This is a genomic window from Staphylococcus marylandisciuri, from assembly GCF_025519785.1.
In the GTDB taxonomy this organism is placed as follows: Bacteria; Bacillota; Bacilli; order Staphylococcales; family Staphylococcaceae; genus Staphylococcus; species Staphylococcus marylandisciuri.
The window spans coordinates 38,284-63,347 of record NZ_JAOPKZ010000011.1 but is presented as its reverse complement, the minus strand read 5'-3'; the positions used below and the strand labels follow the sequence as shown (position 1 = coordinate 63,347).

At 35.5% G+C, this 25,064-nt stretch carries 21 protein-coding genes and 1 other annotated feature; of the genes, 8 read left to right on the top strand and 13 right to left on the bottom strand.

The genetic code is table 11. The features are described from left to right. Nucleotides 1-242: 242 nt before the first annotated feature. The 3 genes from ychF to N9R04_RS07415 are packed head-to-tail and all read right to left on the bottom strand — an operon-like array spanning nucleotide 243 to nucleotide 2,460. Nucleotides 243-1,340 carry a redox-regulated ATPase YchF gene (gene ychF / locus N9R04_RS07425; RefSeq protein WP_262856083.1) on the bottom strand — a complete coding sequence of 366 codons (1,098 nt, stop codon included), beginning with the start codon at nucleotides 1,338-1,340 and terminating at the stop codon, nucleotides 243-245. After that, entirely contained in the window at nucleotides 1,340-1,552 is a 213-nt protein-coding gene (locus tag N9R04_RS07420) for a DUF951 domain-containing protein (RefSeq protein ID WP_306439843.1), read from the bottom strand. The genes ychF and N9R04_RS07420 overlap by 1 nt, the downstream gene beginning before the upstream one ends. A 20-nt stretch (nucleotides 1,553-1,572) precedes the next feature. After that, nucleotides 1,573-2,460 (bottom strand): mechanosensitive ion channel family protein, encoded by an 888-nt coding sequence (locus tag N9R04_RS07415; RefSeq protein ID WP_262856082.1) that lies wholly within the window; start codon nucleotides 2,458-2,460, stop codon nucleotides 1,573-1,575. A gap of 397 nt (nucleotides 2,461-2,857) precedes the next feature. Between N9R04_RS07415 and N9R04_RS07410 the strand changes: the two genes are divergently transcribed. Then, nucleotides 2,858-3,298 carry a LytTR family DNA-binding domain-containing protein gene (locus tag N9R04_RS07410; protein WP_262856080.1) on the top strand — a complete coding sequence of 147 codons (441 nt, stop codon included), beginning with the start codon at nucleotides 2,858-2,860 and terminating at the stop codon, nucleotides 3,296-3,298. Next, nucleotides 3,295-3,753, top strand: a complete 459-nt coding sequence (locus N9R04_RS07405; RefSeq protein WP_262856079.1) for a DUF3021 domain-containing protein — start codon at nucleotides 3,295-3,297, stop codon at nucleotides 3,751-3,753. Before N9R04_RS07410 ends, N9R04_RS07405 begins: the two co-directional genes overlap by 4 nt. Before the next feature lie 52 nt (nucleotides 3,754-3,805). On the opposite strand, the gene N9R04_RS07400 is transcribed toward N9R04_RS07405, so the two are convergent. Further along, entirely contained in the window at nucleotides 3,806-4,642 is an 837-nt protein-coding gene (locus N9R04_RS07400; RefSeq protein ID WP_262856078.1) for a ParB/RepB/Spo0J family partition protein, read from the bottom strand. Nucleotides 4,643-4,830: 188 nt separating this feature from the next. After that, nucleotides 4,831-5,186 (top strand) — a binding site (T-box leader). Between the two features lie 61 nt (nucleotides 5,187-5,247). Here N9R04_RS07400 and N9R04_RS07395 point away from each other — a divergent pair. The 6 genes from N9R04_RS07395 (at nucleotide 5,248) to N9R04_RS07370 (ending at nucleotide 14,941) form a co-directional block, all read left to right on the top strand. Then, nucleotides 5,248-6,351: a PLP-dependent transferase gene (locus N9R04_RS07395; protein WP_262856077.1), complete on the top strand. Its 1,104-nt coding sequence runs from the start codon at nucleotides 5,248-5,250 to the stop codon at nucleotides 6,349-6,351. Beyond that, the gene (gene metC, locus N9R04_RS07390; RefSeq protein ID WP_262856076.1) at nucleotides 6,348-7,523 is read left to right on the top strand and encodes a cystathionine beta-lyase MetC; all 1,176 of its coding nucleotides are present in this window, start codon (nucleotides 6,348-6,350) and stop codon (nucleotides 7,521-7,523) included. Before N9R04_RS07395 ends, metC begins: the two co-directional genes overlap by 4 nt. Beyond that, entirely contained in the window at nucleotides 7,477-9,318 is a 1,842-nt protein-coding gene (locus N9R04_RS07385) for a bifunctional homocysteine S-methyltransferase/methylenetetrahydrofolate reductase (RefSeq protein ID WP_262856075.1), read from the top strand. The genes metC and N9R04_RS07385 overlap by 47 nt, the downstream gene beginning before the upstream one ends. Next, nucleotides 9,312-11,561: a 5-methyltetrahydropteroyltriglutamate--homocysteine S-methyltransferase gene (gene metE / locus N9R04_RS07380; RefSeq protein WP_262856130.1), complete on the top strand. Its 2,250-nt coding sequence runs from the start codon at nucleotides 9,312-9,314 to the stop codon at nucleotides 11,559-11,561. The genes N9R04_RS07385 and metE overlap by 7 nt, the downstream gene beginning before the upstream one ends. Nucleotides 11,562-11,590: 29 nt before the next feature. Next, nucleotides 11,591-12,337: a cyclase family protein gene (locus tag N9R04_RS07375; RefSeq protein ID WP_262856074.1), complete on the top strand. Its 747-nt coding sequence runs from the start codon at nucleotides 11,591-11,593 to the stop codon at nucleotides 12,335-12,337. A 543-nt stretch (nucleotides 12,338-12,880) separates the two neighbouring features. After that, complete coding sequence (locus tag N9R04_RS07370) at nucleotides 12,881-14,941, top strand: diflavin oxidoreductase (RefSeq protein ID WP_306439850.1); 2,061 nt, start codon at nucleotides 12,881-12,883, stop codon at nucleotides 14,939-14,941. A gap of 1,239 nt (nucleotides 14,942-16,180) precedes the next feature. Here the strand turns inward: N9R04_RS07370 and N9R04_RS07365 are convergent. The 9 genes from N9R04_RS07365 to N9R04_RS07325 form a co-directional block, all read right to left on the bottom strand. Further along, entirely contained in the window at nucleotides 16,181-17,083 is a 903-nt protein-coding gene (locus N9R04_RS07365) for a sensor histidine kinase (RefSeq protein WP_262856072.1), read from the bottom strand. 6 nt (nucleotides 17,084-17,089) lie between these two features. After that, a complete protein-coding gene (locus N9R04_RS07360) occupies nucleotides 17,090-17,755 on the bottom strand; it encodes a response regulator transcription factor (RefSeq protein ID WP_262856071.1) in 666 nt (221 codons plus the stop codon). A gap of 273 nt (nucleotides 17,756-18,028) precedes the next feature. Further along, entirely contained in the window at nucleotides 18,029-19,447 is a 1,419-nt protein-coding gene (locus N9R04_RS07355) for an MDR family MFS transporter (protein ID WP_262856070.1), read from the bottom strand. Nucleotides 19,448-20,310: 863 nt separating this feature from the next. Continuing rightward, nucleotides 20,311-20,895, bottom strand: a complete 585-nt coding sequence (locus tag N9R04_RS07350; protein WP_262856069.1) for an NDxxF motif lipoprotein — start codon at nucleotides 20,893-20,895, stop codon at nucleotides 20,311-20,313. Between the two features lie 161 nt (nucleotides 20,896-21,056). Further along, nucleotides 21,057-21,380, bottom strand: coding sequence for an antibiotic biosynthesis monooxygenase (locus N9R04_RS07345; protein WP_262856068.1), 324 nt, complete (start codon nucleotides 21,378-21,380; stop codon nucleotides 21,057-21,059). A gap of 4 nt (nucleotides 21,381-21,384) precedes the next feature. After that, a complete protein-coding gene (locus N9R04_RS07340; RefSeq protein WP_262856067.1) occupies nucleotides 21,385-21,762 on the bottom strand; it encodes a YbaN family protein in 378 nt (125 codons plus the stop codon). 898 nt (nucleotides 21,763-22,660) lie between these two features. After that, complete coding sequence (locus N9R04_RS07335; protein ID WP_262856066.1) at nucleotides 22,661-23,398, bottom strand: ABC transporter permease; 738 nt, start codon at nucleotides 23,396-23,398, stop codon at nucleotides 22,661-22,663. Beyond that, on the bottom strand, nucleotides 23,395-24,147 hold the full coding sequence (locus tag N9R04_RS07330) for an ABC transporter permease (protein WP_262856065.1): 753 nt from the start codon (nucleotides 24,145-24,147) through the stop codon (nucleotides 23,395-23,397). The genes N9R04_RS07335 and N9R04_RS07330 overlap by 4 nt, the downstream gene beginning before the upstream one ends. Beyond that, nucleotides 24,148-25,056 carry an ABC transporter ATP-binding protein gene (locus N9R04_RS07325; RefSeq protein WP_262856064.1) on the bottom strand — a complete coding sequence of 303 codons (909 nt, stop codon included), beginning with the start codon at nucleotides 25,054-25,056 and terminating at the stop codon, nucleotides 24,148-24,150. Nucleotides 25,057-25,064: the final 8 nt, after the last annotated feature.

Here is a 25,064-nt window from a genome sequence, read left to right as displayed (position 1 = left end):
TCTTTGTAAAATATAAAAAAGTAGGGTATAGAGGCTAGGACATAATGGTCTTTGACTAGAGAGAAAGAGGCTGGGACATAAATCCCAGCCTCTTCAACATCTCGGCAGTAGATGACTGATTTAAAAATGCGCTTGTATCAAGCTTTTTTTCAATTCTAGTCATCCTTGCCGGGGCAGGACTACGAAATCTTTTTATTCAAATTAGATTTCTGTCCCGCTCCCTACACCCTATTTAATTCTTCTTATACGTTAAATCTAAAGTGTACTACGTCCCCGTCTTGCATAATGTAATCTTTACCTTCTAGTCGTTGTTTGCCCGCTTCCTTAGCACCATTTTCACCATTATGCGCTACATAATCATCATAACTCGTTACTTCTGCACGAATAAATCCTCGCTCAAAATCTGTATGAATCACGCCTGCACATTGGGGAGCAGTCATGCCTTTTCTAAATGTCCAAGCACGTACCTCTTGAACGCCGGCAGTAAAGTATGTGGCTAAACCAAGTAGATCATACGTCGTCCGAATTAAACGATTTAAACCGGGTTCTTCAAGACCTAAATCTTCTAAGAACATGTCACGGTCCTCATCATCTAGTGTAGCAATCTCCTCTTCCACTTTCGCGCTAATCACAATCACTTGAGACCCTTCGTTGTCTGCGTATTCACGGATTGCTTTTACTTTTTCATTATCGTCATCGCCAATTTCTTCTTCACCTACGTTAGCGATGTATAACATGTCTTTTGAAGTTAATAATTGGGCTTGCTTCACATATTTATAGTCTTCTTCATCAAATTCAAGACTACGTACCGGTTTACCTTCTTCTAGCGTTTCTTTAATTCTAGATAATATACGGACTTCATTCTCAGCCTTTTTATCTTTCTGACGTGCCATCTTCTCAAGTTTAGGTAAACGTTTCTCTACAGACTCTAAGTCCGCTAATACGAGTTCCATATTGATGACTTCGATATCTTCAATTGGATTAACTTTGCCTGACACATGCGTGACATTATCATCATCAAACGCGCGCACAACTTGGCAAATAGCATCGACTTCTCGAATATGAGACAAGAATTTATTACCCAAACCTTCACCTTTAGAGGCACCTTTCACTATACCTGCAATATCTGTAAACTCGAATGTTGTCGGAACAGTTTTTTTAGGTTGAACCATATCTGAGAGGACATTCAGACGACTATCAGGCACTTCTACGATCCCCACGTTTGGGTCAATCGTTGCGAACGGATAGTTTGCGGCGAGCGCACCTGCTTTAGTGATTGCATTGAAAAGGGTAGACTTACCTACGTTTGGCAAGCCTACAATACCTGCTGTTAAAGCCATTAATCATTCTCCTTATTATCAGTTTCTTGATGAGATTCAAGAACTTTTTTCATTTTCTTATTAAACGTTTGTCGCGGTAGCATAATACTTCTATGACAATTTTCGCATTTTATTCGGATATCTGCACCCATTCTAATAATTTTAAAACGATTGGTACCACAAGCATGTTGTTTTTTCATTTCAACAATATCATTTAAACCGTAGTTGTTCATTATGCTGTCACTCCTCCGAACTATTCTGCGTCATTTTGTTTATCCGGATCATATTGTACCATAAGCGGTTGTGGCATTTTAATACCTTTTACCTTTAAGAAGTTATAAATTTCTTTGCGTAATATTCGTCCGCCTGCAGCGCCTTCTCCAGGTACAGTCTCAGCAGTCACACCTATGATGATTTCATCACTTTTTAAGGAATTAATTCCTATAACTGTAGGGTTTGATACAAATAGATAATATTTTGATCTAATTGAAACTAAATGCTCATTGAGCTGTTTCTCTACTTTATCAATGTTCTCTTTAGGAGAAATAGGAATCTCAACGATAGAAGTTCCGTTTGTCACTGAATAATTAGTAATTTCACCCATGCTGCCATTAGGTAGGACAGTGAGCTCTCCACTAATCGTATTGATACGCGTTGAGCGAAGACCGATTGACTTTACTGTTCCTTCCGCGACCGTTGTTCCTCCGCTATTTATTTTAACATAATCTCCTACATCGAATTGATTTTCAAAGATGATAAAGAAACCTGTAATGATGTCTTTCACTACAGTTTGCGCGCCGAAACCTACAGCAAGCCCAACTACTCCAGCGCTGGCGATTATACCTTCAACACTGATTCCAAATTTCTTTAATATTGTAGTAATCACAATAAACCACACCACATAACTTACTATATTTTGAATAAGCGAGATCAGTGTTTTTGAACGTTTCTTATTTCCTTTGTTACCTCTATTTTGTAGCTTGAAGAACTGAGCGATAATCTTGTTAAGTATGCGGATTATAATCCAAGCTACGATTATATAAACGATGATCATTACCACATTAGAAGCGAAATGTTGATATGTTTCAGGTTTCGTTAATGGAGCCGCGATTGATCTTAAGATATTGAGTACTTGATTCACGATATTACCTCCCGTCAGTCATATTATTCATAATTATAAAACGCAATATTCAAAGTAATTAACTTGCTGAATTGAAAGACCTTAACCGCTATCTTCAAACTCTCTGCAATTTTTACCAAAAGTAAAATATAAACTATTACGTAATAGGCAGTCAATCTCTCAGGTTTTTTATAATTTCAAGGTGAATTACATGCTAATTAAGATCAGAAACACAACCTTTACATTGTTACAGGAAGATAAGATAAATGCCGAGAGCATACAATCACGTGAACTACTCCTTATCAACTAGCGACCACTCATCACTTGAAAACCACCACTTATCTGCACTCTGCTGAATGGTTCTCCACTATATGTTTAAATAGAAAGGAACTTACGTTAGGGAGGTAAGGCACACTTAATGAAACTCGATTTAAATATAAACGAACTATTCCAAGAAGAGGCTGTATCGATAACGGCACCTAAAATGACTGATGCAGTACACCAGCTTATATCATTTATTGATAATTTGAATCACTTAAGACAAATTCAAGGCAAGAAAGAGCAAGATATATACTTAATTAACATCAAAGAAGTTAAATCATTTAAAGCTCTAACGAAGAAAGTATTCGCACTTACTCAACATGAGGAGTACGAAATTAATCTACGTCTCTATCAATTAGAAGAACAATTACCTTCTGAATTTGTACGCATTTCAAAATCAGAAATTATTAATATTAATTTTATTTATAAAGTTAAATTAGAGGCAAACGGACTGATACGAATATTCTTTAACAACAAAGATTTCACTCATTCCTCACGACGTTATCTTAAGAGTATAAAGGAGAGATTAGCATTATGAAAGCACTATTCAAAAGTTATGGGATAGGAATAGTCATCGGACTTATGCTATCCATCATATTTAGTTATATCTTCGGAGAGGGTCACTATTTTCCGCAATCACCTGTTTCTACAATGGGTAAATTGTACTACGCCCACCTCAACGAACCTTCGATTATGTTACTGTCGACCCTCCTATGGGGGTTAATAGGTGTACTCTTCCACATAGGTGGCTACTTATTCGAGGGCACTGAATGGCCACTATGGAAAATAACTACGGTGCACTTTATTCTAATGCTTGGTGGGCTTTGTCCTTTAGGGATACTTGCTGGTTGGTTTCCTCTTAAACTAATAGCAATTCTGAGCTTTATAGTTATGTACATCATCGTCTATATCATCATCTGGTTAATAAATTTCCATCAAAATAAAAAACACATCGAGGAAATCAATCGTTCTTTACTTGAAAGAAATCAATAGGCTGAGAAAATAGTATGTCAGCAACCCTGATTGATAAATACTCACTACTCTATTAAAACAATTGGTCATTATTTAATTGGCGTATGAGCCGTTTGAATTCAGCTTCAGAGGTAAACTCAAATGTAATTTGCCCCTTTTGGTTGCGCGTTGAAATAGAAACTTGAGTGCCATACTGCTCCTTTAATTGGCGCTCTTGTTTTCTTATAAATTGAGGTTTAGATTGAGCGCGCTTCGATGACGTCTCTACTTTCTGATTCACCTTATGATCTGCAATATAGCGTTCTAAGTACCGTACGCTCCACTTCTCTTGAGCAACTTTCTTCGCTAAACGCTTCATCTTATGCACATCTTTCATCGCCAATAACGTCCGCCCATGCGCACCAGAAATCTTCTCTTCCCGAATCATTTTGGCTATCGGCTGTGGTAAGTTGAGTAATCTTAACATGTTCGCTACGTACGACCTAGATTTACTTAATCGTTTGGCCACCTCTTGTTGAGTCATATTTAAATCATGCATCAATTTCGCATAGCTCTCGGCTTCTTCCATCGCATTTAAATCTTCTCGTTGCAAATTCTCGATAATTGCAAGCTCCATCATTTCGCTTTCCGTCAGCTGTTTAACTATCGCTGGCAGCTCACTTAACCCCGCTATTTGTGCAGCGCGATAACGCCGTTCTCCTACCACAATATGATAGCCCTTAACAGTTTGCCTAAGAACGATAGGTTGAAGGATTCCATGTTGTTTAATTGAGTCCGCTAGATCAACTAGGCTCTCTTCATCGAATGTTTTCCTCGGTTGATAAGGGTTCGGTTTGATATCTTTGATTGCAATATGATAGACAGTAGCGTCTTCATTGCCATCTACGTATTTATTATCTGAACGCCTCATCTTACCCTCTCCTCTCCTTTAATCACTCTTTATTGTAGAAATTTTTCTAACTATTCACAAGTGGTAAACGTTGTTGTATCAATATTTAATGTATATTCAATTATTTTTTCAACTCGCAATTTTCAGAAAAGTAGTTGACAAACTATTGCTCTGTCTGTAAACTGAGTTGTAATAAATTGATTAAGCGTTTAAACACAGCAATAAGGAAAGTAGAACTTACCCTGCTGGCACAGAGAGTCTTTGGTCGCTGAAAGAAGACACAGAAAGAAAGTTTGAAAATGGCCTTTGAGTGTTGATATCAATATGAGATATCAACGGGTTCGCCCGTTATAGCGATACAGTATAAATATTTGTTAAATGGCGTACTGGATTGATTCACGTCATATATCAGGTTAATGCTCGTCTTTCTCGTATAATGAGCTATTTGATATATGTTTAGTGTTCGGTACCCTAGATATTAACAAGTAGCGTACTGGACAAGGTTACTTTAGTGATAAAGTAACAAATAAAGGTGGTACCGCGAAGCAAAGCTTTCGTCCTTTACATCCGATAGTATTCGGGTTTAAAGGACGGAAGCTTTTTTTAGTAAAAGGAGGATGCTTAATATGAAAAACACAGAACTCGCACAGATCGCACTAACGCAAGATGCAACTGGTGCTGTAGCCAATCCTATCCATTTATCCACTGCGTATCAGCACCCTCATCTCGGTGAATCTACAGGGTATGATTATTCTAGAACGAAAAATCCCACTCGCTCTGCTTTTGAAGAGGCTTTCGCAAAGTTAGAGCGCGGCATCGCTTCATTCGCAACTTCAAGCGGCATGTCAGCTATACAACTTATTTGCAACCTCTTTAAACCAGGCGACGAAATTCTAGTTTCTTTCGATTTATATGGTGGGACTTTTAGATTATTTGATTTCTATGAGCAACAATATGGTATTCGGTTTAAATACGTAGACTTTTTAAACTACGAAGAAGTCGCAAGCACTATCACACCTCAAACACGCGCACTATTTATAGAACCTATATCTAACCCACAAATGATTGAAGTAGATGTAGAACCTTATTACGTATTAGCTCAAGAACATCAGTTACTAACTATTATCGACAACACATTCTTAACGCCGTACTTATCAACACCGCTAGAAGAAGGGGCAGACATCGTCTTGCACTCAGCTACAAAGTACATCGGCGGACATAATGACGTATTAGCTGGAGTGGTCACAGTTAAAGACGAACAACTCGCTGAAGAGCTAGCGAGCTTTCACAATATGATTGGTGCCACGCTGTCACCGTTCGATAGCTATCTATTACAACGTGGTTTAAAAACGTTGCACTTAAGAATAGATCGCTCTGAAAGTAATGCGAAAAGACTTGCTCAACGCTGTAGTTCACTAGAGGCTATTGATAAAGTCCTCTATAGCGGACGCACAGGAATGTTAAGCCTCCGTTTAAAGAAAGATTATGACGTCGGTAAGTTCTTAGAACACATTCAAGTCTGTATTTTTGCAGAGAGCTTAGGGGGCACAGAAACATTTATAACTTTCCCTTATACACAGACACACATTGATATGCCTGATGAAGAGAAAGATAAGCGTGGTATTGATGAATATTTAATTCGCCTGTCAATTGGAATTGAGGATTATGAAGATATAGAGAGTGACATTATCCAAGCGCTTGATAAATCTAGAGTAGGAGTGATGACATGAGTTTATCTAAAGACACAGAAGTTATATTTGATTCCCATCGCGGCCACGATTATCGTTCTGCTAATCCACCGCTTTACGACTCATCGACCTTTCACCAAAAAGTATTAGGTGGCAACCCAGAATATGATTACGCTCGTAGCGGTAATCCAAATCGGCAATTACTAGAAGAAAAACTAGCTAAATTAGAAGGTGGCGATTACGCTTTTGCCTATGCTTCTGGTATAGCAGCAATCTCAGCAGTTCTACTGTCATTGAATAGTGGCGATCACGTGATCTTACCAGATGACGTGTATGGAGGCACATTCAGATTAACAGAACAGATTCTCACTCGGTTCAACATTCAATTCAGTACAGTAGATACCACCCATACTGACGAGATTAGAAACGCTATTCAAAGTAATACGAAACTCGTTTACCTTGAAACACCATCTAATCCTAAATTCAAAGTGACAGATATTCGCGAAGCTTCTAAGATTGCGCATGACCACAATTTAATTGTCGCGGTAGATAACACGTTTATGACACCGCTTGGTCAATCACCTCTAGAGCTGGGTGCTGATATTGTCGTGCATAGTGCCACGAAGTTCCTAGGCGGTCATAGTGATATCATTGCCGGCGCTGCCATAACTAATAACAAAGAAATAGCAGATTCACTATATCTATTGCAGAACGGCACCGGAACAGCTCTATCTGCTCAAGACAGTTGGACTTTGGTTAAACATCTAAAAACGTTGCCGGTGCGCTTCAACCAATCCGTAAGAAATGCAGAGAAACTCGTTGACTTTTTCCAATCACGAGATGAGATTGCTGAAGTTTATTATCCAGGATTGAATGATAAGCACCTTGCTCAAGCTAAACATGGGGGCGCAGTATTAGGATTCCGCCTTAAAGATGAAACGAAAGCACAAGCTTTAGTGGATGCTTTAACCCTCCCTCTTGTTTCAGTCAGTCTTGGCGGTGTCGAAACCATTCTTTCCCATCCAGCTACGATGTCACACGCAGCTGTCCCGAAAGAAGTAAGAGAAGCACGCCAGATAACATTCGGATTATTCAGACTTAGCGTAGGTTTAGAAGATCCTAATGAGCTCATAGCTGACTTCAACTACGCGTTTAAGGAGGCCTTCCATGAATCCAATTCTAGACAAGCTCCAGAGCAACATTCTAGTTGGTGACGGCGCGATGGGCACGATCCTCTTTTCAGAGGGTCTTGATACCTGTCCAGAAGCTTATAACCTCACCCATCCGAGTAAGATAGAAGCCATCCATCGCTCATATATAGAAGCCGGTGCGGATGTCATACAAACCAATACGTATGGTGCAAATTTTGAAAAACTCAAATCATTCGGTCTTGAACATAAAGTTAAACAGATTCATCAGGCTGCTGTAAAGATAGCTAAACGTGCTGCTAATGAAGAGACGATCATACTAGGTACGGTAGGTGGTTTTCGAGGAGTGACTCAAGAAGAACTTAATCTATCAACGATTCTTTACCATACCGAATTACAAATTGATACCTTAATAGAATCAGGCGTTGATGCCCTCCTTTTCGAAACTTACTACGACTTAGAAGAATTAACTGAAGTGGTTAAATCTGCAAGACAAAAATCAGACATCCCAATTATCGCCCAACTAACCGCTTCAAATACCAATTATCTTAGAGATAGTAGCGAGATTAACGAAGCGTTAAAACAAGTAGTTCAAAGCGGCGCCAATGTAGTGGGCCTCAACTGTCATCACGGCCCTCATCATATGCAACAGTCGTTCTCACATATCGAACTACCCAAAGGGGCTTACCTTTCATGTTACCCCAACGCAAGCATGTTAGATATTGAGAACACTGAAATTCGTTATAGCGATAATGCCGAATACTTTGGTAAAAAGGCTAAAAAGTTAATTAACGAAGGTGTTCGCCTAATCGGTGGTTGCTGTGGAACTACACCAGATCACGTAAGATATATCAAAGAGGCCGTGAAAGATCTATCACCAGTGACTAGAAAAAATGTCATACCGATTAAAAAACACCAGAATAAACATCAAGCAGACACCCAAAAGGACAACCTTACATCACTCGTAAAGAAACGTCCAACTATCATCGTTGAACTCGATACGCCTAAACATTTGGATACGAATAAATTTTTCGAAAATGTTGAAAAATTAGATCAACTTGATGTCGATGCAATTACACTCGCTGATAACTCGCTTGCCACAGTAAGAATAAGTAATATAGCTGCAGCGAGTATCATTAAACAGAATTACAAATTAGAACCACTAGTGCACATCGCTTGTAGAGATAAGAATTTAATAGGTCTACAATCTCATCTTCTCGGATTATCTCTACTAGGTATTAATGAAATACTTACCATTACCGGTGACCCTGCCCGCATCGGTAATTTACCGGGCGCTTCTAATGTCTACGACGTAAATTCTAAAGGATTAACAGAAATGGCTATTCGTTTCAATCAAGGTATCAACACTGACGGCGCAGAGTTGAAAAAGCACACCAACTTTAACATCGCAGGCGCTTTTGATCCTAACGTTCGAAAGATAGAAGGCGCTGTAAAAAGGGCAGAGCAAAAAATTCAAAGTGGCACGCATTACTTTATTACTCAACCTGTCTACCACAAAGATAAGATTAAAGAAATATATGAAGCCACTAAACACCTAGATACACCTTTCTTCATAGGGATTATGCCGATAACGAGTTATAATAACGCTCTATTCCTTCACAATGAAGTGCCCGGCATCACTCTATCTGAAGAGGTTCTCAATCAATTTGAAGCCGTCAAAGACGATAAAGCAAAGACACGAGAACTCAGCTTAAGGTTATCTAAAGATTTGATAGATACAGTTCACGAATACTTTAACGGTTTATATCTCATTACACCGTTTCAACGCGTGGATTTCTCTATAGATTTAGCACAATATTCAAAGAATATAACTTCATTTAAACAGGAGGCATTATCATGACAATTCAAACTTCAAATTTAGGATTTCCAAGATTAGGACGAAAAAGAGAATGGAAGAAAGCAATTGAAAGTTATTGGTCAAAAAAGATTACGTTAGACGAATTAAATACTACTCTAACAGATTTACACAAAGAGAATTTATTGCTTCAAAAAAATTATAATTTGGATAGTGTTCCCGTAGGTGATTTCTCACTTTACGATCACATCTTAGATACTTCGCTCTTGTTCAACATTATTCCTGAGCGTTTCCAAGGCAATCCAGTTAATACTGATCTATTATTCGATATTGCACGCGGTAACAAAGAAAATGTAGCAAGCGCTTTAATTAAATGGTTCAACACCAACTATCACTACATCGTTCCTGAATGGGATAACGTGGAACCAAAAGTGAACGATAACATTTTACTAGAACGCTTTAAATACGCTCAAACATTGAATGTAAACGCCCACCCGGTTATTGTAGGTCCAATTACTTTCGTTAAATTATCTAAAGGCGGTAATCAAAGCTTTGAGGAGAAAGTAGAAACACTTTTACCATTATATAAACAAGTATTAAGTGAACTCGTTGAAGCTGGTGCTGAATATATTCAAATTGACGAGCCTATCCTAGTAACTGATGAAAGTAAGGACTACGAAGCGATCACTAAGAAAGCTTACGATTACTTCAGTGAAGCAGGCCTTGGTGAGAAACTCGTCATTCAAACTTACTTTGAACGCGTCAATCTCGAGTTTGTAAATACTTTGCCAGTTAAAGGTTATGGATTAGACTTCGTACATGATAACGGCTACAATTTAGCTCAAATTCAATCAGGTTATTTAGATAAAGATAAAGCTATTTACGCAGGTATCATCGACGGTCGAAATGTTTGGGCTGCCGATTTAGAAGATAAAAAGCAACTTATTGAAACACTTCAAGAGTTCACAGATGAATTAGTTATTCAACCTTCATCATCCCTCTTACACGTGCCAGTATCGCTTGATGACGAAGTATTAGATGAAGCAATTGCAGATGGTATCAGCTTCGCTACAGAAAAATTAGAAGAGTTAGATGCATTAAAACGTTTATTTAACGACAACGATGAGAGCAAATTCAATGATCTTCAAGAACGCTACACACGCTTTAATAAACAAGACTTTAAGAACGCTGAATACGACTTCGATTCAGTACGCACAGCTCGTCAGTCATCATTCGAAGATCGCCGAGTAGCGCAACAGGAAGTCTTAAACTTGCCAGATTTACCAACTACTACAATCGGCTCTTTCCCTCAAACTCAAGAGGTACGAAAAAAACGTGCTGATTGGAAGAATAACCGTATTAGCGATGAAGCGTATAGAGAGTTCTTAGAAAATGAAATTGCACGCTGGATTAAGATTCAAGAGGATATCGGTTTAGATGTGTTTGTTCACGGAGAGTTCGAACGTAATGATATGGTGGAATACTTCGGTGAACGCTTACAAGGTTTCTTAGTAACGAAATACGGTTGGGTTCAATCTTACGGTTCTCGTGCAGTTAAACCACCAATTATCTATGGCGATGTGAAATGGACGGAACCCATTACAGTTGAGGAAACAAAATACGCGCAAAGTTTAACAGACCGTCCTGTTAAAGGTATGTTAACTGGTCCAGTAACTATTCTTAACTGGTCATTTGAACGCGTGGATATTCCTCGAGAACAAGTTCAAGACCAAATTGCACTCGCTATTAACGAAGAAGTCCTTGCATTAGAAGAAGCGGGTATTAAAGTAATTCAAGTTGATGAACCTGCTTTGCGTGAAGGTTTACCACTACGTTCTGAATATCATGAAGACTACTTGAAGAAAGCCGTTCACTCATTCAGATTAGCAACATCGTCAGTGAAAGATGCAACACAAATTCACACACACATGTGCTATTCTCAATTCGGTCAAATTATCCATGCTATCCGTGACTTAGACGCAGATGTTATTTCAATCGAAACTTCTCGTAGCCATGGTGATTTAATTAAAGACTTTGAAGATATTACTTATGATTTGGGAATCGGTCTTGGCGTTTACGATATCCACAGCCCACGTATTCCTAAAGAAGAGGAAATTACTACTGCAATAGAGCGTGCATTGCAAAATATCGATCGCTCACTCTTCTGGGTTAACCCAGACTGTGGTTTGAAGACGCGTAAAGAAGAGGAAGTTAAAGAAGCATTAACTGTCCTAGTAGATTCGGTTAAGAAACTCAGAGAAACTAACGACCCAGCACCAGCGAAATAACATTTATTAATGTATAAGAGGTGACCAGTATGACGTATCCTCTATGGAATCAATTAAATGAACTCAAATCCGCAACGTGGGTCGACTTGACTCACACGTTTGATGAAGACATTCCACGATTTAGTGAATTTGAAAAAGCGAATGTTTCTACATTGTTTACCGTCAAAGAACATGGTTTCTACGTTCAGAGATGGAATTTAGTAACACAATATGGTACACATATCGACGCACCTATACACTTCGTGGAGAATAAACGTTATCTTGATGAATTAGATTTGAAAGAATTAGTATTACCGCTTATCGTGTTAGATTATTCAACAGAAGCCCAAGACAATGCAGATTTCATATTAACTAAAGATCATTTATTAACCTGGGAAGGTCAACATGGTAAAATTGAAAGCGATACCTTCGTAGCTCTACGCACAGATTGGTCTAAGCGTTGGCCAGATAGTGAACGCTTTGAAAATAAAGATGCTCAAGGGAACCAACATTTGCCCGGTTGGGGGCTTGATGCATTAAAGTTTCTAATAGAAGAACGGGGCGTCAAAGCTATAGGCCATGAAACATTTGATACTGACGCATCGGTGGATGTAGCTAAAAATGGTGATATCGTTGGGGAACGTTATATCTTAGGTCAAGATACCTTCCAAGTAGAACTGTTAGCCCATTTAGACCAACTCCCTACACGTGGCGCTATCATCTATGCTATTAGTCCAAAACCTAAGGATGCACCAGGCTTCCCAGTTCGAGCATTTGCGATTAAACCTAATGCATGATGTATAATAATATTTATCATTCAATTGATGCCCTATAACTTAAACCTAATTATTGTTAAACAAATTTGAAGTCTGAAATACGATACACAATGTTTGAAAACCTAAATGGGAGCGGGACAGAAATCTAATTTGAATAAAAAGATTTCGTAGTCCCGCCCCGGCAAAGACCTTTATGTCCCAGCTCCCCTTTGATGAATATGATTATTCCCTCTGTAAGATATTCTTAGGTGAATTTACAGAGGGAACTTTTATTGTGGTTAGAAGTAGATTTATAGTAACTGGATGTGTGAGATAATGATGGAGTAAGGTTTTTTAAATAATCTAGAGGTTTTCTAGTAGACCTCATTTTCCGCTATTATAGAAGTGTAGTTAGCCTTACGCGATAGTAATATAATTAAGGCCCCCTCTCTCATCAGTCTTAACCCTGTTGCGCTAATAACGTTTAACGCATAAACTTATATTAATGTAGTAGTGTTAATAATGAACGGAATATTTTAACAGTAAAATAGATAGGATTACAATGAAAGTAAGAGGTGAGATGTGTTGCAATTAAATTCAACTAACAGTCCATTTAGCGAAGAACAACTGTCTTTATTAAATAAAATATTGCCGACTTTAAGTCCAGAACAAGAGAACTGGTTAAGTGGTTACCTGTTAAGCCAATCTGAAAGAACTCAAGCTGAAGAAACGCAGCCTAACGAGACTATGGCCGAAGAACAATCCCTTGAAGATAACAGTAATTCGAGTGATGAAGTTCAAGAGACGAACAAAGACAGCTCTTCTGAAGGTAAGGGTGCGACGCTTACTGAACGGCCAGAAGAAATTACGATTCTTTTTGGAACTGAAACTGGAAATGCTGAATGTGTAGCTGAAGATTTTGAAGAAAAGCTGAAAGCTCATGATTTTAAGACTCATTTATATGAAATGGACGAGTTCTCAACGGAAGACCTCCCTCACACTTCCCCGTTATTTATCATTTGTTCAACACAAGGTGTAGGGGAGCCGCCAATTAATGCTTTAGATACCTATGAGTACTTGCATAGCGATGAAGCTCCCGACATGTCTCAAGTCAACTTCTCAGTGCTCGCTCTAGGTGATCAAGATTTCGATAATTTCTGCCAAGCAGGAAAAGATTTCGATCATATTCTAGGTGAATTAGGCGGTAACCGTTTATCACCTCGTGTAGACTGTGACTTTGATTTCGAAGAAACTTCTGAGCAATGGATGGATAAAATGTTAGACATCCTTAATGCTAGTGGTCCTGTTTCTCATAGTAAAGAAACAAATAGTGATCGTGTGAATGAAACTGAAAAGGAGTGTAGTAAAGAGACTACTCCCTCTGAACCTAGCGCAGTAACAACAGTTTCAAGTGAATCTGATCATACTAACGAAGCTATGCATGATCCAAGTAGTCCAGCTTGTGTCATCACTTCAAGCCCAGAAGAATCAGTGACTAAAGGCGACGTCGCTACACCTTCCGAACAATATACAAAGGCTAACCCATTCCAATCTAAAGTCATTGATAACGTGCTGTTAAATAAACCTGGATCAAATAAAGAAGTACACCATTTAGAGCTAGAAATAGATCCCGAAAAAACATCTTATGAACCCGGGGATATCTTAGCTATTATTCCCCACAATGATCCAGAGTTAGTTGATGACCTCATTCAAACGCTTGATTGGAAGGCTGATACAGAAATCCCAGTTAATCTTGAAGGAGAGGTGGCTTCGCTTAAAGAAGCTCTGATTTATCATTTTGAAATAACGAAACTCACGCCTGCGCTTCTAACTAAAGCTGGAGATATGTTTAATAATGCCGCTCTATCAGAAAGCCTATTAGATGATGGCTGGGCGAAATCATATGCCTACGGAAGAGACTTTGTAGATTTATTAAGGGACTTCCCTCCAGAGCATTTAGAACCTAAATTATTACAAGATATTCTACGTAAGATGCCACCACGAGAATACTCTATTTCCAGTAGTAATTTAGTTACGCCTTCTGAAGTTCATATTACAGTGAGTGCGGTTCGCTATCACTCTCATGGACGCGATAGACACGGTGTATGTTCCGTTCAGATAGCAGATCGATTAAAGCCTGGAGATGAGATACCTATTTATTTCAGAAAGAATCCAAACTTCAAGTTCCCATTTGAAGATAAGACACCAGTTATCATGATTGGTGCGGGGACTGGTATCGCGCCTTATCGAGCTTATTTACAAGAGGCTGAGCATCGCGGATTAAAGAAAGATAGCTGGCTTATCTTTGGTAATCAATATAGAAAAACTGACTATCTTTATCAAGAAGAACTAGAACATTGGTTAGATAAAGGCTATCTAACTAAACTTGATTTAGCCTTTTCACGTGAAACAAAAGATAAAGTTTATGTTCAACACCTTATTTTAGAGAACAGCGAGACCATCTATAACTGGATCATCAATGGCGCCGCTCTATTCGTCTGTGGCGATAAAGATCAAATGGCTACAGGGGTTCATGATGCAATCTTAGAAGTGTTACAAAAAGAAGGGCATTTCACAGAAAAAGAGGCTGAGAAATTTACTACTAAGATGCGTAAGGAACAACGTTATCAAAGAGACGTTTATTAACTTTTTATACAATGCCTATCATAAAATTATTTTCGAGGGAGCGGGACAGAAATCTAATTTGAATAAAAGATTTCGTAGTCCCGCCCCGGCAAGGATGACTAGAATTGAAAAAAGCTTAATACAAGCGCATTTTCAAATCAGTCATCTACTGCCAAGATGCTGAAAGCGGCTGGGATTTATGTCCCAGCCTCTCTTTTTGGTTATAATTTTAGTATTTTAGGTTGATAAAATCGCAAAATTAAACAGCCTACAACTTAAAAAGTAAAATGATATAAAATTGGGTATATCCAGATATCAAAATATAGCGTACACTGTAGATATCCATAAGTTTTAGTTTTAGTTTTTAGAAATATCAGAAAACTTTAAGCGTCGTAAGCTCAGTTATTATTTAAAATTATGTTATTTGTCTTAAACCATAATCCCCTCTCCCCAAATGCGGCACTTCTTATTTCAACTCTTTTTAAATAAATTTGCTTACCCATTTCGGCTACTCAAACTTATATCAACAGAGAGTGAGTGCCACCCTCATGGTTGCAGAAGTCATATCTAGCACGTTTATTTATGAGCATGCTTTTTCATGCGATAGCCGCTAAGCTCACTATCACATCATGTATAACTGATAAGCGTTTGCACACGCTAACTTTCTTCCATGTGACTCTCATTATAAGTGTGTAGCTTATATTTAAGTTGTGATTGATAGTTTAGAAATTCCTCAATCTAGAGTTATACTTTTAAATGAAGTGTACAGATCGACTGGCTCATCATTAAGTCAGATTACTTTATACCCTTCAACACAGCTCATATGAGCCAAAATTGAGTGACGTTGTAACTATACTTTTGGATAATAAATGAAAGGTAAATCGCACTCATTTAAAAGTGGTAATTCAAAAAGGGTTGAGAATTACATTAACTATGCTTGGGAAGCTGAAGATGATAAAGTTAAAGACATACAATTAGAACTGCAGTGATTGAGAATAAGATACATTGATTAACCTAAATTTAAACCATTTCACATTAACGTATCTCTCATATTCCTCACGCTAGCATTGTATACTATAACGCTACATCATACTATTTCAGTGACTCTCAACTATAAACAGTCCCCTGCCATATTGTATTATAGTTTCATGAGCATATCTGTATTGAAAAAATCATTCCTCATTGCCCACATCTTTACCTATTCATGCGATATGTCTTCCAACTACTAGATAATGTACTCAACCCTTTCAATCAATTAAGTTAAAAACCATTATTCCGAGGGAACTGAATCTTAAATATTGATCCCTCGCCAAGCGTTGAGGAAACATCAATATTGTGACTTAAATGGCTCGAAATGCGTTTCACAATAAATAGTCCAATACCGCTTGATCTTTCATTTAGACGACCATTATACCCTGAATAACCTTGGTCAAATATCTTGGGTAAATCTGCTTTACTTATCCCAATCCCGTTATCTTTAATGCTTAATATGTTATCCTCTCGATCAAAATAAATCCATATATCTTTACCGCGCGCATACTTTAAAGCATTATTTAATATTTGCTCGATCATGATAGATGACCATCGCGCATCTGTGATAACTGTTTCTTCTACCTTTTCATAATGAATTCGCGTGTTGTTATCTATAAATTGAATTGAATACTTCTTAATTAAAGGACGTATTAAATCGTCAATTTTCACAGGATTCATAACCATATCTGCCTTGTGGTTTAATAGTTTTAAATAACTTAAAGCGAGATTAGTATAGTTATCGATTTGAATAATCTCTTGTCTAACTCTGTTGGCCATTCCTTCTTCGTTCCGGGACAACAATAGTTTAGAGGCCGTGATAGGTGTCTTCATCTGATGAACCCATGTTAGGAAATAGGCCTCTACCTCTTTCTTATACTGAAGTTGCTCATTTCTAATTTCATGCATCTCATGTTGAAGGTTGTCTATATATTCTTTTTGACTGATTTCATTTTTAAAAGTGATGAGGCGATAAAATAGGTACAGGCAGAAAATGAATACCGTAATAGCTAGCACAACGAGAAATGGAGCAAAAGGTAAAGAATAGACGTAAAAAGTATATAAAAAGAGTAACAATAGGACTATGGTAATAAATAACTCTTTACCAACATATCTTAAAAAATTAATACGCATCCCCTCCTAAATGCGGTAACCGACATTCTTCCTATTCTCAATAAAATGTTCTAAGCCTAAATTATGCAACTTTTTACGCAGACGATTAATATTTACAGCTAACGTGTTATCATCAATAAAATGTTCTGATTCCCAACACTTTTCAATCAAATCTGTCTTACTTACAAACTTTCCTTCGTTTTGGAAAAGTAATTGCACTATTTGGAGCTCAGTGAATGATAATCTTTCTGTCTGACCATTGTATTCTACTTTCGCTTCGTCTATATACAATTTGCACCCTTTTGCTTCTAAGGTGTTTTGTGTAACCGCGAAATTATAAGACCGCCGTAATAAGGCTTGTATTTTCGCTATCGTTAAGGACATATCAAAGGGCTTTTCAATAAAATCATCTCCGCCCATTTGCATTGCCATAATTTGATCCATATTATCTGTACGAGAGCTAATGAACACGATAGGTACATTGGAGATCTTTCGAATTTCCTGGCACCAATGGAAACCATTAAATGAAGGCAGATTAATATCCAGTAGTATGAGGTGCGCCTGACTGCGTTGAAACTCTTCAAATATTGCATTGAAATCGTATGCTATATCTACTTCATAATGCCACTTCTGTAGTTCTGCTTGTAAACTCTCTGCAATAACCAAGTCGTCTTCGACAATAAATATCTTCATAATTTGGTACTCCTTATAAAAACTCCCACTTTATCTTACCTTTTATCATACACCCTCATTTAAGAAGTATAAATAAGAAAACTCCTCATCATTAGATTTTTACACTAATCATGAGGAGCTTAAATATTTAAAGCTGCAAACTTTCGCCCTTCCTTCAAGAATGGATAGAACCTCAAGGCTCAATTAACTACAGTATATAAAAATAGTTTTTTAGCTTACTAACTATTCATCTATTTACATTTTTACACCACGGGCAGACTTCCTCTATTTCTATTAGTCCGCTGTTCTACGCCGTGTCTTCTTCCCTTCTTCGTTCTCGTCTTTTAACTTAAATGATAATAAGAAGGCTAGACCAGCTAGAATAACTGAAGCTAAGAATGACATATTTACGCCGTGTACCATGCCGTCCATACCTTTAGAAGGATCTGCACTCATAGACATAATAGTAATGAATACAGCCGTACCAATTGCACCGGCCATCTGTCTAAATGTATTATTCATCGCTGTGCCATGTGGAATCAAATTATCAGGCAATTGGTTGATAGATAATGTGGTCATCGGCATCATAACCATAGCTATAGATATCATACGTACAGCGTTCATTGAAGCGACGTAAGCAAAACTTGTATGACTATCCAAATTGATAAAGGCTAAACTTGAAGCGAATAAGATAAATAATCCAATACGCGCTAGCCATTTCCCTCCAAATTTGTCAAAGAGGTATCCTGTGAGCGGGTTCATAGCCCCCATTATAACTGCGCCGGGTAACAATGCTAGACCAGATTCTAAAGCGCTAAATTGCAACATATTTTGCATATATAGTGGCAGAATAACGTTTGTTGAAATCATCACACCGAAGACGATCATGCTCAGCCCAGTACCTAATGTAAATATGGTATGTTTAAACACTCGGAATTCTAACATAGGCTGCTCTAATTTCAATTGACGTGTAATGAATAAATATAATGAGACAATACCAATAATCATCGGTAAGATAAATTGGACACTTATCCATCCTGAACCACTTACACTACTGAAACTATAAAGTAAACCACCAAATCCGAGCGTTGATAATAGTACAGAGAGTTTATCCAATTTAGGATGTTTTAACTCTGTGACATTTCGTAGTAGGAAGTAAGCAGTAATGATATTAATAATCGCTATAGGCAAGATAACGTAGAACACACTTCTCCAAGTTAGATGTTCAACTAGTATACCAGAAAGTGTAGGGCCAATCGCAGGTGCAAAGGCAATGATGAGACCAAATAGCCCCATCGCTGTTCCCCTCTTATCTTTAGGGAAAAGCATAAACAACAGGGTTTGCATAAGCGGCATCATTATACCAGCACCAGCAGCTTGCAAGATACGACCTATTAAGATAGTAGTGAATTCTGGCGCCACAGCACAGAACACTGTCCCTATAGCAAATAGAGTCATTGCAGATAAGAATAGTTGTCGAGATGTAAACCGCTCAATTAAAAATGCTGTTACTGGAATCATGATACCATTAATAAGCATAAAGATAGATTGCAACCACTGTGCAGTATTCTCATCTATCTTTAAATCTTTCATAATTGGTGGGAGTGCAGTACCGAGTAAAGTTTGATTTAAAATGGTGATAAACGCACCTGAAAGTAACACGATAAACAACGGTATATTCTGTTTCACACTTGATGAATTATTTTCTGTCACATATAACCCTTCTTTCGTTTCAACAGATTTTATAGGAACAACATGTTAACTACTTAATTACATTACTTATAAAAACCAACTTTACCATTCTACTCTCATACATTTATCTAATGCAATATTTATGTTTATATACTTTACAGTCTCTGCATTAACCTTGAAATCATTAACTAATACTTTTAATTTGAGGCTGGGATATTATGTAATGTCCCAGCCTCTTTCAGTATCTTGGCAGTAGATGACTGATTTGAAAATGCGCTTGTATCAAGCTTTTTTCAATTCTAGTCATCCTTGCCGGGGCGGGACTACGAAATCTTTTTATTCAAATTAGATTTCTGTCCCGCTCCCATGCAATACATTTGATATAGCTTATTTTTACCTCTAATTATGACAAATCAAACTCATATTTAGTATCTTCCGCCGCTTATCACTTATTAAATTGGAAACTATAATAATTGTTGTATCTCTCTACTATGTTGAAGAAATAACACATTGACTACAAGTTATCTGCTCTTAGTCCTAATTATATAAAGGTTAAATGGATTAAACCATTCGGAAAGATAGAGAATGTCTTCCATCAGTTAGAACAGTCAAAAAGGTTAGGTGAAAAATAACGTTTCTGTTGTAAAATTGATTTTATAATAATATTTCAATGAAAAAGGAATCGTATGTATGGGAGCGGGACAGAATCTTTTTTATTCAAATTAGATTTCTGTCCCGCTCCCGTGAAACCTCGACGGATAACTACAGATCAGAGACTGAGACATAAATACCAGAAAAATAGCACTCGTGATGATTTAATTCATTTCATCCGAGTGCTTCTTCTTATTCAAGACTTTATATCCCAGACTGTTATGTTTCTGAAGTTAAAACTCATCTTGCTTGAATAGCTCTGTTTTAATATCATGTTTTTCTAAAAATTCATTTATTTCTGCCTCTTTTTTACCATTAAATTGTTTATAGTATTTATCTTGAATTTTAGACAAATCTTTAATTTTTGAATAATCTTTATTTTGTTCGATATCTTTTAGGGTTCTATCTAAGTCGTCCAATAAGCCATATACATCTTTAAAATATTTAAGTATATCCTTTGTTTTATAATAACTTTCAGGTATGTTATGGTCGTTAATTAATTTAGAGTAATTGTCGTTATTGTCTTTAAGTCTACTCTTAGCTTTAGTGATGATAGTTCTTTGCTCTTTCAAGTCTTTACCATCCATTTTTTGGATACTTGAAACTATTTTTTCGTTCCTTTGTAGATATGCCTCTGTTTCAACTTTCATCTTCTTACTACTCAAATTTTTATTGTTTTTATTAGATTTGTAAGAATCTGATTTAGAAGTGCTATTGTGATTATTTTCGCATGAGTAAAGATTTATCATTAGTAATAGAGATAATAATAATACTGGAGTTAATCTAATTTTGTGCATAATATCTTCAGCCCTTTTCATTTTCTAAACCAGTTGCAAAGTGACTATTATATTCATTAAGAAAATTTTTTATGCTCGGATGAGACTTTTAAATGTTTGGAAAATATTTTCATAAATTCTTGTTTATCCTTATTATCAAGAGAAGAAACTCATTTTAAAAACCAAGAATAAAGACCTATATATTAATACTCAACATATTTATAAGCTATTGAATAAGTAGAAACCTCATTTTTTAAAATAGGACTTTGACTATCTTCTTTGTTTTGTCTAACATTTTTATGAGCTTCTTTAAATTCGTCTGATTTAAGCCAATTTTTAAAACATTCCTCAGAATCCCAAATAGTTAGTATTTTAACTTCTTCAATATCTTCAATTTCACGACTCACAGTCACTAACATATCTTTAAAACCTTCAATATTTTCAATACCTTGTCGATTATAAAAACGCTTAGTAGTTTCTTCAGCGCTCCCTTTTTTTAGTTCTAAACGATTTTCTGCCATAAACATATTTTTATATCTCCTTCGTAGTTTCTGGAAGTGTTCTTACGAAAGTAAATAAAACAATAGTTTGAAGTATAACCATTACTACTAAACCTATTCTAATAATAAAATGATCTAACATATAAAATGAAAAACCTACAACAATATATAAACTAAGCAAAAGTTTAAACTTATTCTTTAAAGTATATCCTCTATTTTTTTTAAAGCTTTCAACAAAATTTATATAAACTTTAGTATTAACTAACCAATTCTTAAACTTCTCAGAACTATTAGAAAAGCAAATAACAGCTACTAGCAAAAATGGTGTAGTAGGTAACAAAGGTAATACAACTCCTACAAAACCAATGATAGTAAATATAATACCAATTGTTATTAATAAGTATTTCAAAAAGACACTCCCTAATTGATAATTAATATCAATTATAGCTAAATGTAAATAACTAATCAATATCTATTTTATTTCAATTACTCTATTTGCCAGTAATTCTGTGCTCTTTAATAACACTATACTGTTAGCGCTTTCAGTCTAACTAAGGTCTCTCATTGGCTAATAATTGTTCAGCATAAAAGGTAATAAAATATTCAATCGATCAGTAAGGATAAGTAAAACTACAAAGGGTTGTATCTTAATTTAAATATTCTTTAACTACTTGAATTTTTAAATTCGTATTTGTAATGTACTCATAAAAATGTACCTTATGGGAGCGGGCATAATGTAATGTCTCAGCCTCTTTCAACACCTTGGCAGTAGATGACTGATTTGAAAATGCGCTTGTATCAAGCTTTCTTCAATTCTAGTCATCCTTGCCGGGGCGGGACTACGAAATCTTTTTGTTCAAATTAGATTTCTGTCCCGCTCCCTTTGGGGTGATCATCATTGAATCACTAGCCCTATTTAGAGTAGAGTCAAAAAAATTTATCATGAAAAATTGCTTCATAGCAAACCTTAGTATATTCTATATAAAATAAAATTTTAATAGTTGTTTATTGGTCCTACTATTTCAATTAAACGTATTAATTATCACTCCAAAAATGATGAAAATAAAATTCATTAGATAGATAACAGACAAAGTAAGAATGGTTTTCTGCACATTATTTTTTTCCTTAGTGTTCTTCAATAAAATAATTGAGTAAGTAATAGTAATAAGTATGCAGATAACATTAAATATTGAGAAAAAACTTTGATGATTATGGATAAACGAAAAGCTCATTAATTGTAATAACAAAGTAATTAGAGGCAAAAGTGCAATCACAAAAATTAAGTGATATCTTTTTTTCATTTTTAATCAATCCTCTCTTTTTTTAAGCTTTAAAATAGTAAGTGTTAAAAACGTTACTATATAAATTGCATTTATTATAAGAAAAAGTAACATCTCTGAAAAATTAAAGTTCATTAAAGACCTAGACCTCACACCAACTGTAATTTGCGAGTATGGAAATATTTTAAAGATAAAATTACTAATGAACAATGTTAGAAGACCTGCTACACCACCAACTGTTGATATTAAAATTGGAAAAGTGAAATTTCTAGTGGTTACTGATAAATATAGTTGTAAAGCAATAATAGATACCGTGCCTATCCACCCCATAAGATCCCAGAATATAAATTTATGTAATTGTTCTAAAGATACATTTACTATTGACGCAGAGATACAAAATAATAGAAAAAAAATAATTTGGTTTAGCAAAGTAAGTAAGAAAATAGATGAAAATTTAGATACAATTATCTTACTCTCTTTTAAAGGTATAGTTTTCATTCTCATCCAATTATTATTAGATTCCTCAAATTGCCAACTTATTGAAACTAAAACACCAATCAGTATGGGGAAGAAAAGTTGTGAAGTATATAATGTTTCTTGTCCCCATAATATTAAATCTCGATTATTTAAGTTAGGAAAAGCACTTTGATTAAAATAAAATATCATACATCCTATAGACACGCTTAATATATTAAAAATTAATAAGAAAATTAAAATATAGTTATTTTTTAGTTTTCGTAATTCAATTTTTAGTGAAGCTATCAAGTTAAATCCCTCCTTTTTAATAACAACTTAATAACAAGAAATAAGATTACTATTATTATTACAGAAACGAAAATGTAAATAAGATAATAAGTATTATAGGAGTATTCAAACCCTTTATGAATCATTTTTTTATGGACTGGATTTAATAATGAATAGTATTGCCAAGGTAGAAATACTTTAATATATGATGGCAACATTCCTCCTGTTACTAACCCTAAAAAACTTCCTACTAGTGCTAATACAATACTGATTGATTGCTTTTCAAAAAAGAAAGAAAGAGCCATATGAATTAATATTAAGAGAAAACTAGCTATTATAAAGCTTAGTATAAATTTTGAAACAATTGCTAAATTCAAATTAATATTATTTAAACTAGCAATTATTGAAATATTTATTAATTGTATAATGTCAATTACAAACAAAATAATAAGCGAAACAATAACTTTACTACTGAACAAATTGAAAACACTTTGTTTACTTGTATTTAATAACTGGAAGGTTTTTCCTTTGTGTTCTATATCTGCTAGTCTTGAACATAAGATACCTATTAAGATTGGGTAAATCATACTGTCAACAGTTAAAATATTAGAAGTAAGCATATATATACCGTATTTAGTATCTGTAAGTTTTAGTTCTTTAATTGATATAGCACTAGACCATAATATACCAACAAAGGTAATCAGAACTATTGGAAGGATAAATTTTCTTCTTCGCATTTTGAAAAATTCTAGATTTATAGCTTTTAACATTTATAAGTATTCCTTTCCATCATTAGTTATTTCTATAAATTTTTCTTCTAAACTTTTCTGAACTGATTGTACTTGGTAAATTTCAAAATGATTGTAAACTAACAATTTAACTACAGTAGATATATCTTTTTGGTCTATATCTAATAGAATAGGATTTTCATTTTTTTCTAGCTTATATCCTTTTGATTGTAGGAAGTTGATACACTCCCTGTTATTATTAGTATTTATCAAAATTTTGTTCTGTTCTTCTAATTCTGTTAACTTTCCTTCAAATAAGAGTTTGCCTCTATTAATAATACCTACTGTTTTAGCCATATGTTCAATTTCAGATAATATATGGCTAGATATAAATACAGTCATACCGTAGTTTTTGGGGAAAGATTTGATTAGTTCTCTAATTTCGTGTATACCAGAAGGATCTAAGCCATTAGTTGGTTCATCTAATATTAATAGCTTGGGAAATTTTACTATAGCTAAAGCAATACCTAACCTTTGCTTCATACCTAATGAATAGTTTTTGACTAATTTATCCTTGTGTTCAGTTAAACGGACAATTTTCAGAGCTTCTTTAACATTTTTAGAAGGCAAGTTTAGTAATCTTTGAATAATTTGTAAATTTTCTAGTCCAGTTAAATTATTATAATAAGAGGGTTCTTCAATTAACGCCCCGACATCTTTTAATATTTCATCTCTATTATTTGAAATATCTTGGTTAAATATTTTAATATTACCTTTAGTTGGTTGCATGAGCCCTAATAGCATTTTCATGGTAGTACTTTTACCAGCTCCATTTGGTCCTAAAAAACCATATATTTCTTTCGCCCCAACATTAAGTGATAGGTTGTCCACTGAATAACTATCCGAAAACTTTTTTGTTAAATTTTGGGTTTGTATAATATTATTAATCATAATTGAAT

Excerpts from the sequence above, each read along its gene's own strand:
- ychF (WP_262856083.1), bottom strand. The coding sequence starts at position 1,340 with ATGGCTTTAACAGCAGGTATTGTAGGCTTGCCAAACGTAGGTAAGTCT.
- N9R04_RS07365 (WP_262856072.1), bottom strand. The coding sequence starts at position 17,083 with ATGCGTATTAATTTTTTAAGATATGTTGGTAAAGAGTTATTTATTACC.
- N9R04_RS07385 (WP_262856075.1), top strand. The coding sequence starts at position 7,477 with ATGAATCCAATTCTAGACAAGCTCCAGAGCAACATTCTAGTTGGTGAC.
- N9R04_RS07420 (WP_306439843.1), bottom strand. The coding sequence starts at position 1,552 with ATGAACAACTACGGTTTAAATGATATTGTTGAAATGAAAAAACAACAT.
- metC (WP_262856076.1), top strand. The coding sequence starts at position 6,348 with ATGAGTTTATCTAAAGACACAGAAGTTATATTTGATTCCCATCGCGGC.
- N9R04_RS07410 (WP_262856080.1), top strand. The coding sequence starts at position 2,858 with ATGAAACTCGATTTAAATATAAACGAACTATTCCAAGAAGAGGCTGTA.
- N9R04_RS07360 (WP_262856071.1), bottom strand. The coding sequence starts at position 17,755 with ATGAAGATATTTATTGTCGAAGACGACTTGGTTATTGCAGAGAGTTTA.
- N9R04_RS07400 (WP_262856078.1), bottom strand. The coding sequence starts at position 4,642 with ATGAGGCGTTCAGATAATAAATACGTAGATGGCAATGAAGACGCTACT.
- N9R04_RS07330 (WP_262856065.1), bottom strand. The coding sequence starts at position 24,147 with ATGTTAAAAGCTATAAATCTAGAATTTTTCAAAATGCGAAGAAGAAAA.
- N9R04_RS07395 (WP_262856077.1), top strand. The coding sequence starts at position 5,248 with ATGAAAAACACAGAACTCGCACAGATCGCACTAACGCAAGATGCAACT.
- N9R04_RS07325 (WP_262856064.1), bottom strand. The coding sequence starts at position 25,056 with ATGATTAATAATATTATACAAACCCAAAATTTAACAAAAAAGTTTTCG.
- N9R04_RS07350 (WP_262856069.1), bottom strand. The coding sequence starts at position 20,895 with ATGAAAAGGGCTGAAGATATTATGCACAAAATTAGATTAACTCCAGTA.
- N9R04_RS07405 (WP_262856079.1), top strand. The coding sequence starts at position 3,295 with ATGAAAGCACTATTCAAAAGTTATGGGATAGGAATAGTCATCGGACTT.
- N9R04_RS07345 (WP_262856068.1), bottom strand. The coding sequence starts at position 21,380 with ATGTTTATGGCAGAAAATCGTTTAGAACTAAAAAAAGGGAGCGCTGAA.
- N9R04_RS07375 (WP_262856074.1), top strand. The coding sequence starts at position 11,591 with ATGACGTATCCTCTATGGAATCAATTAAATGAACTCAAATCCGCAACG.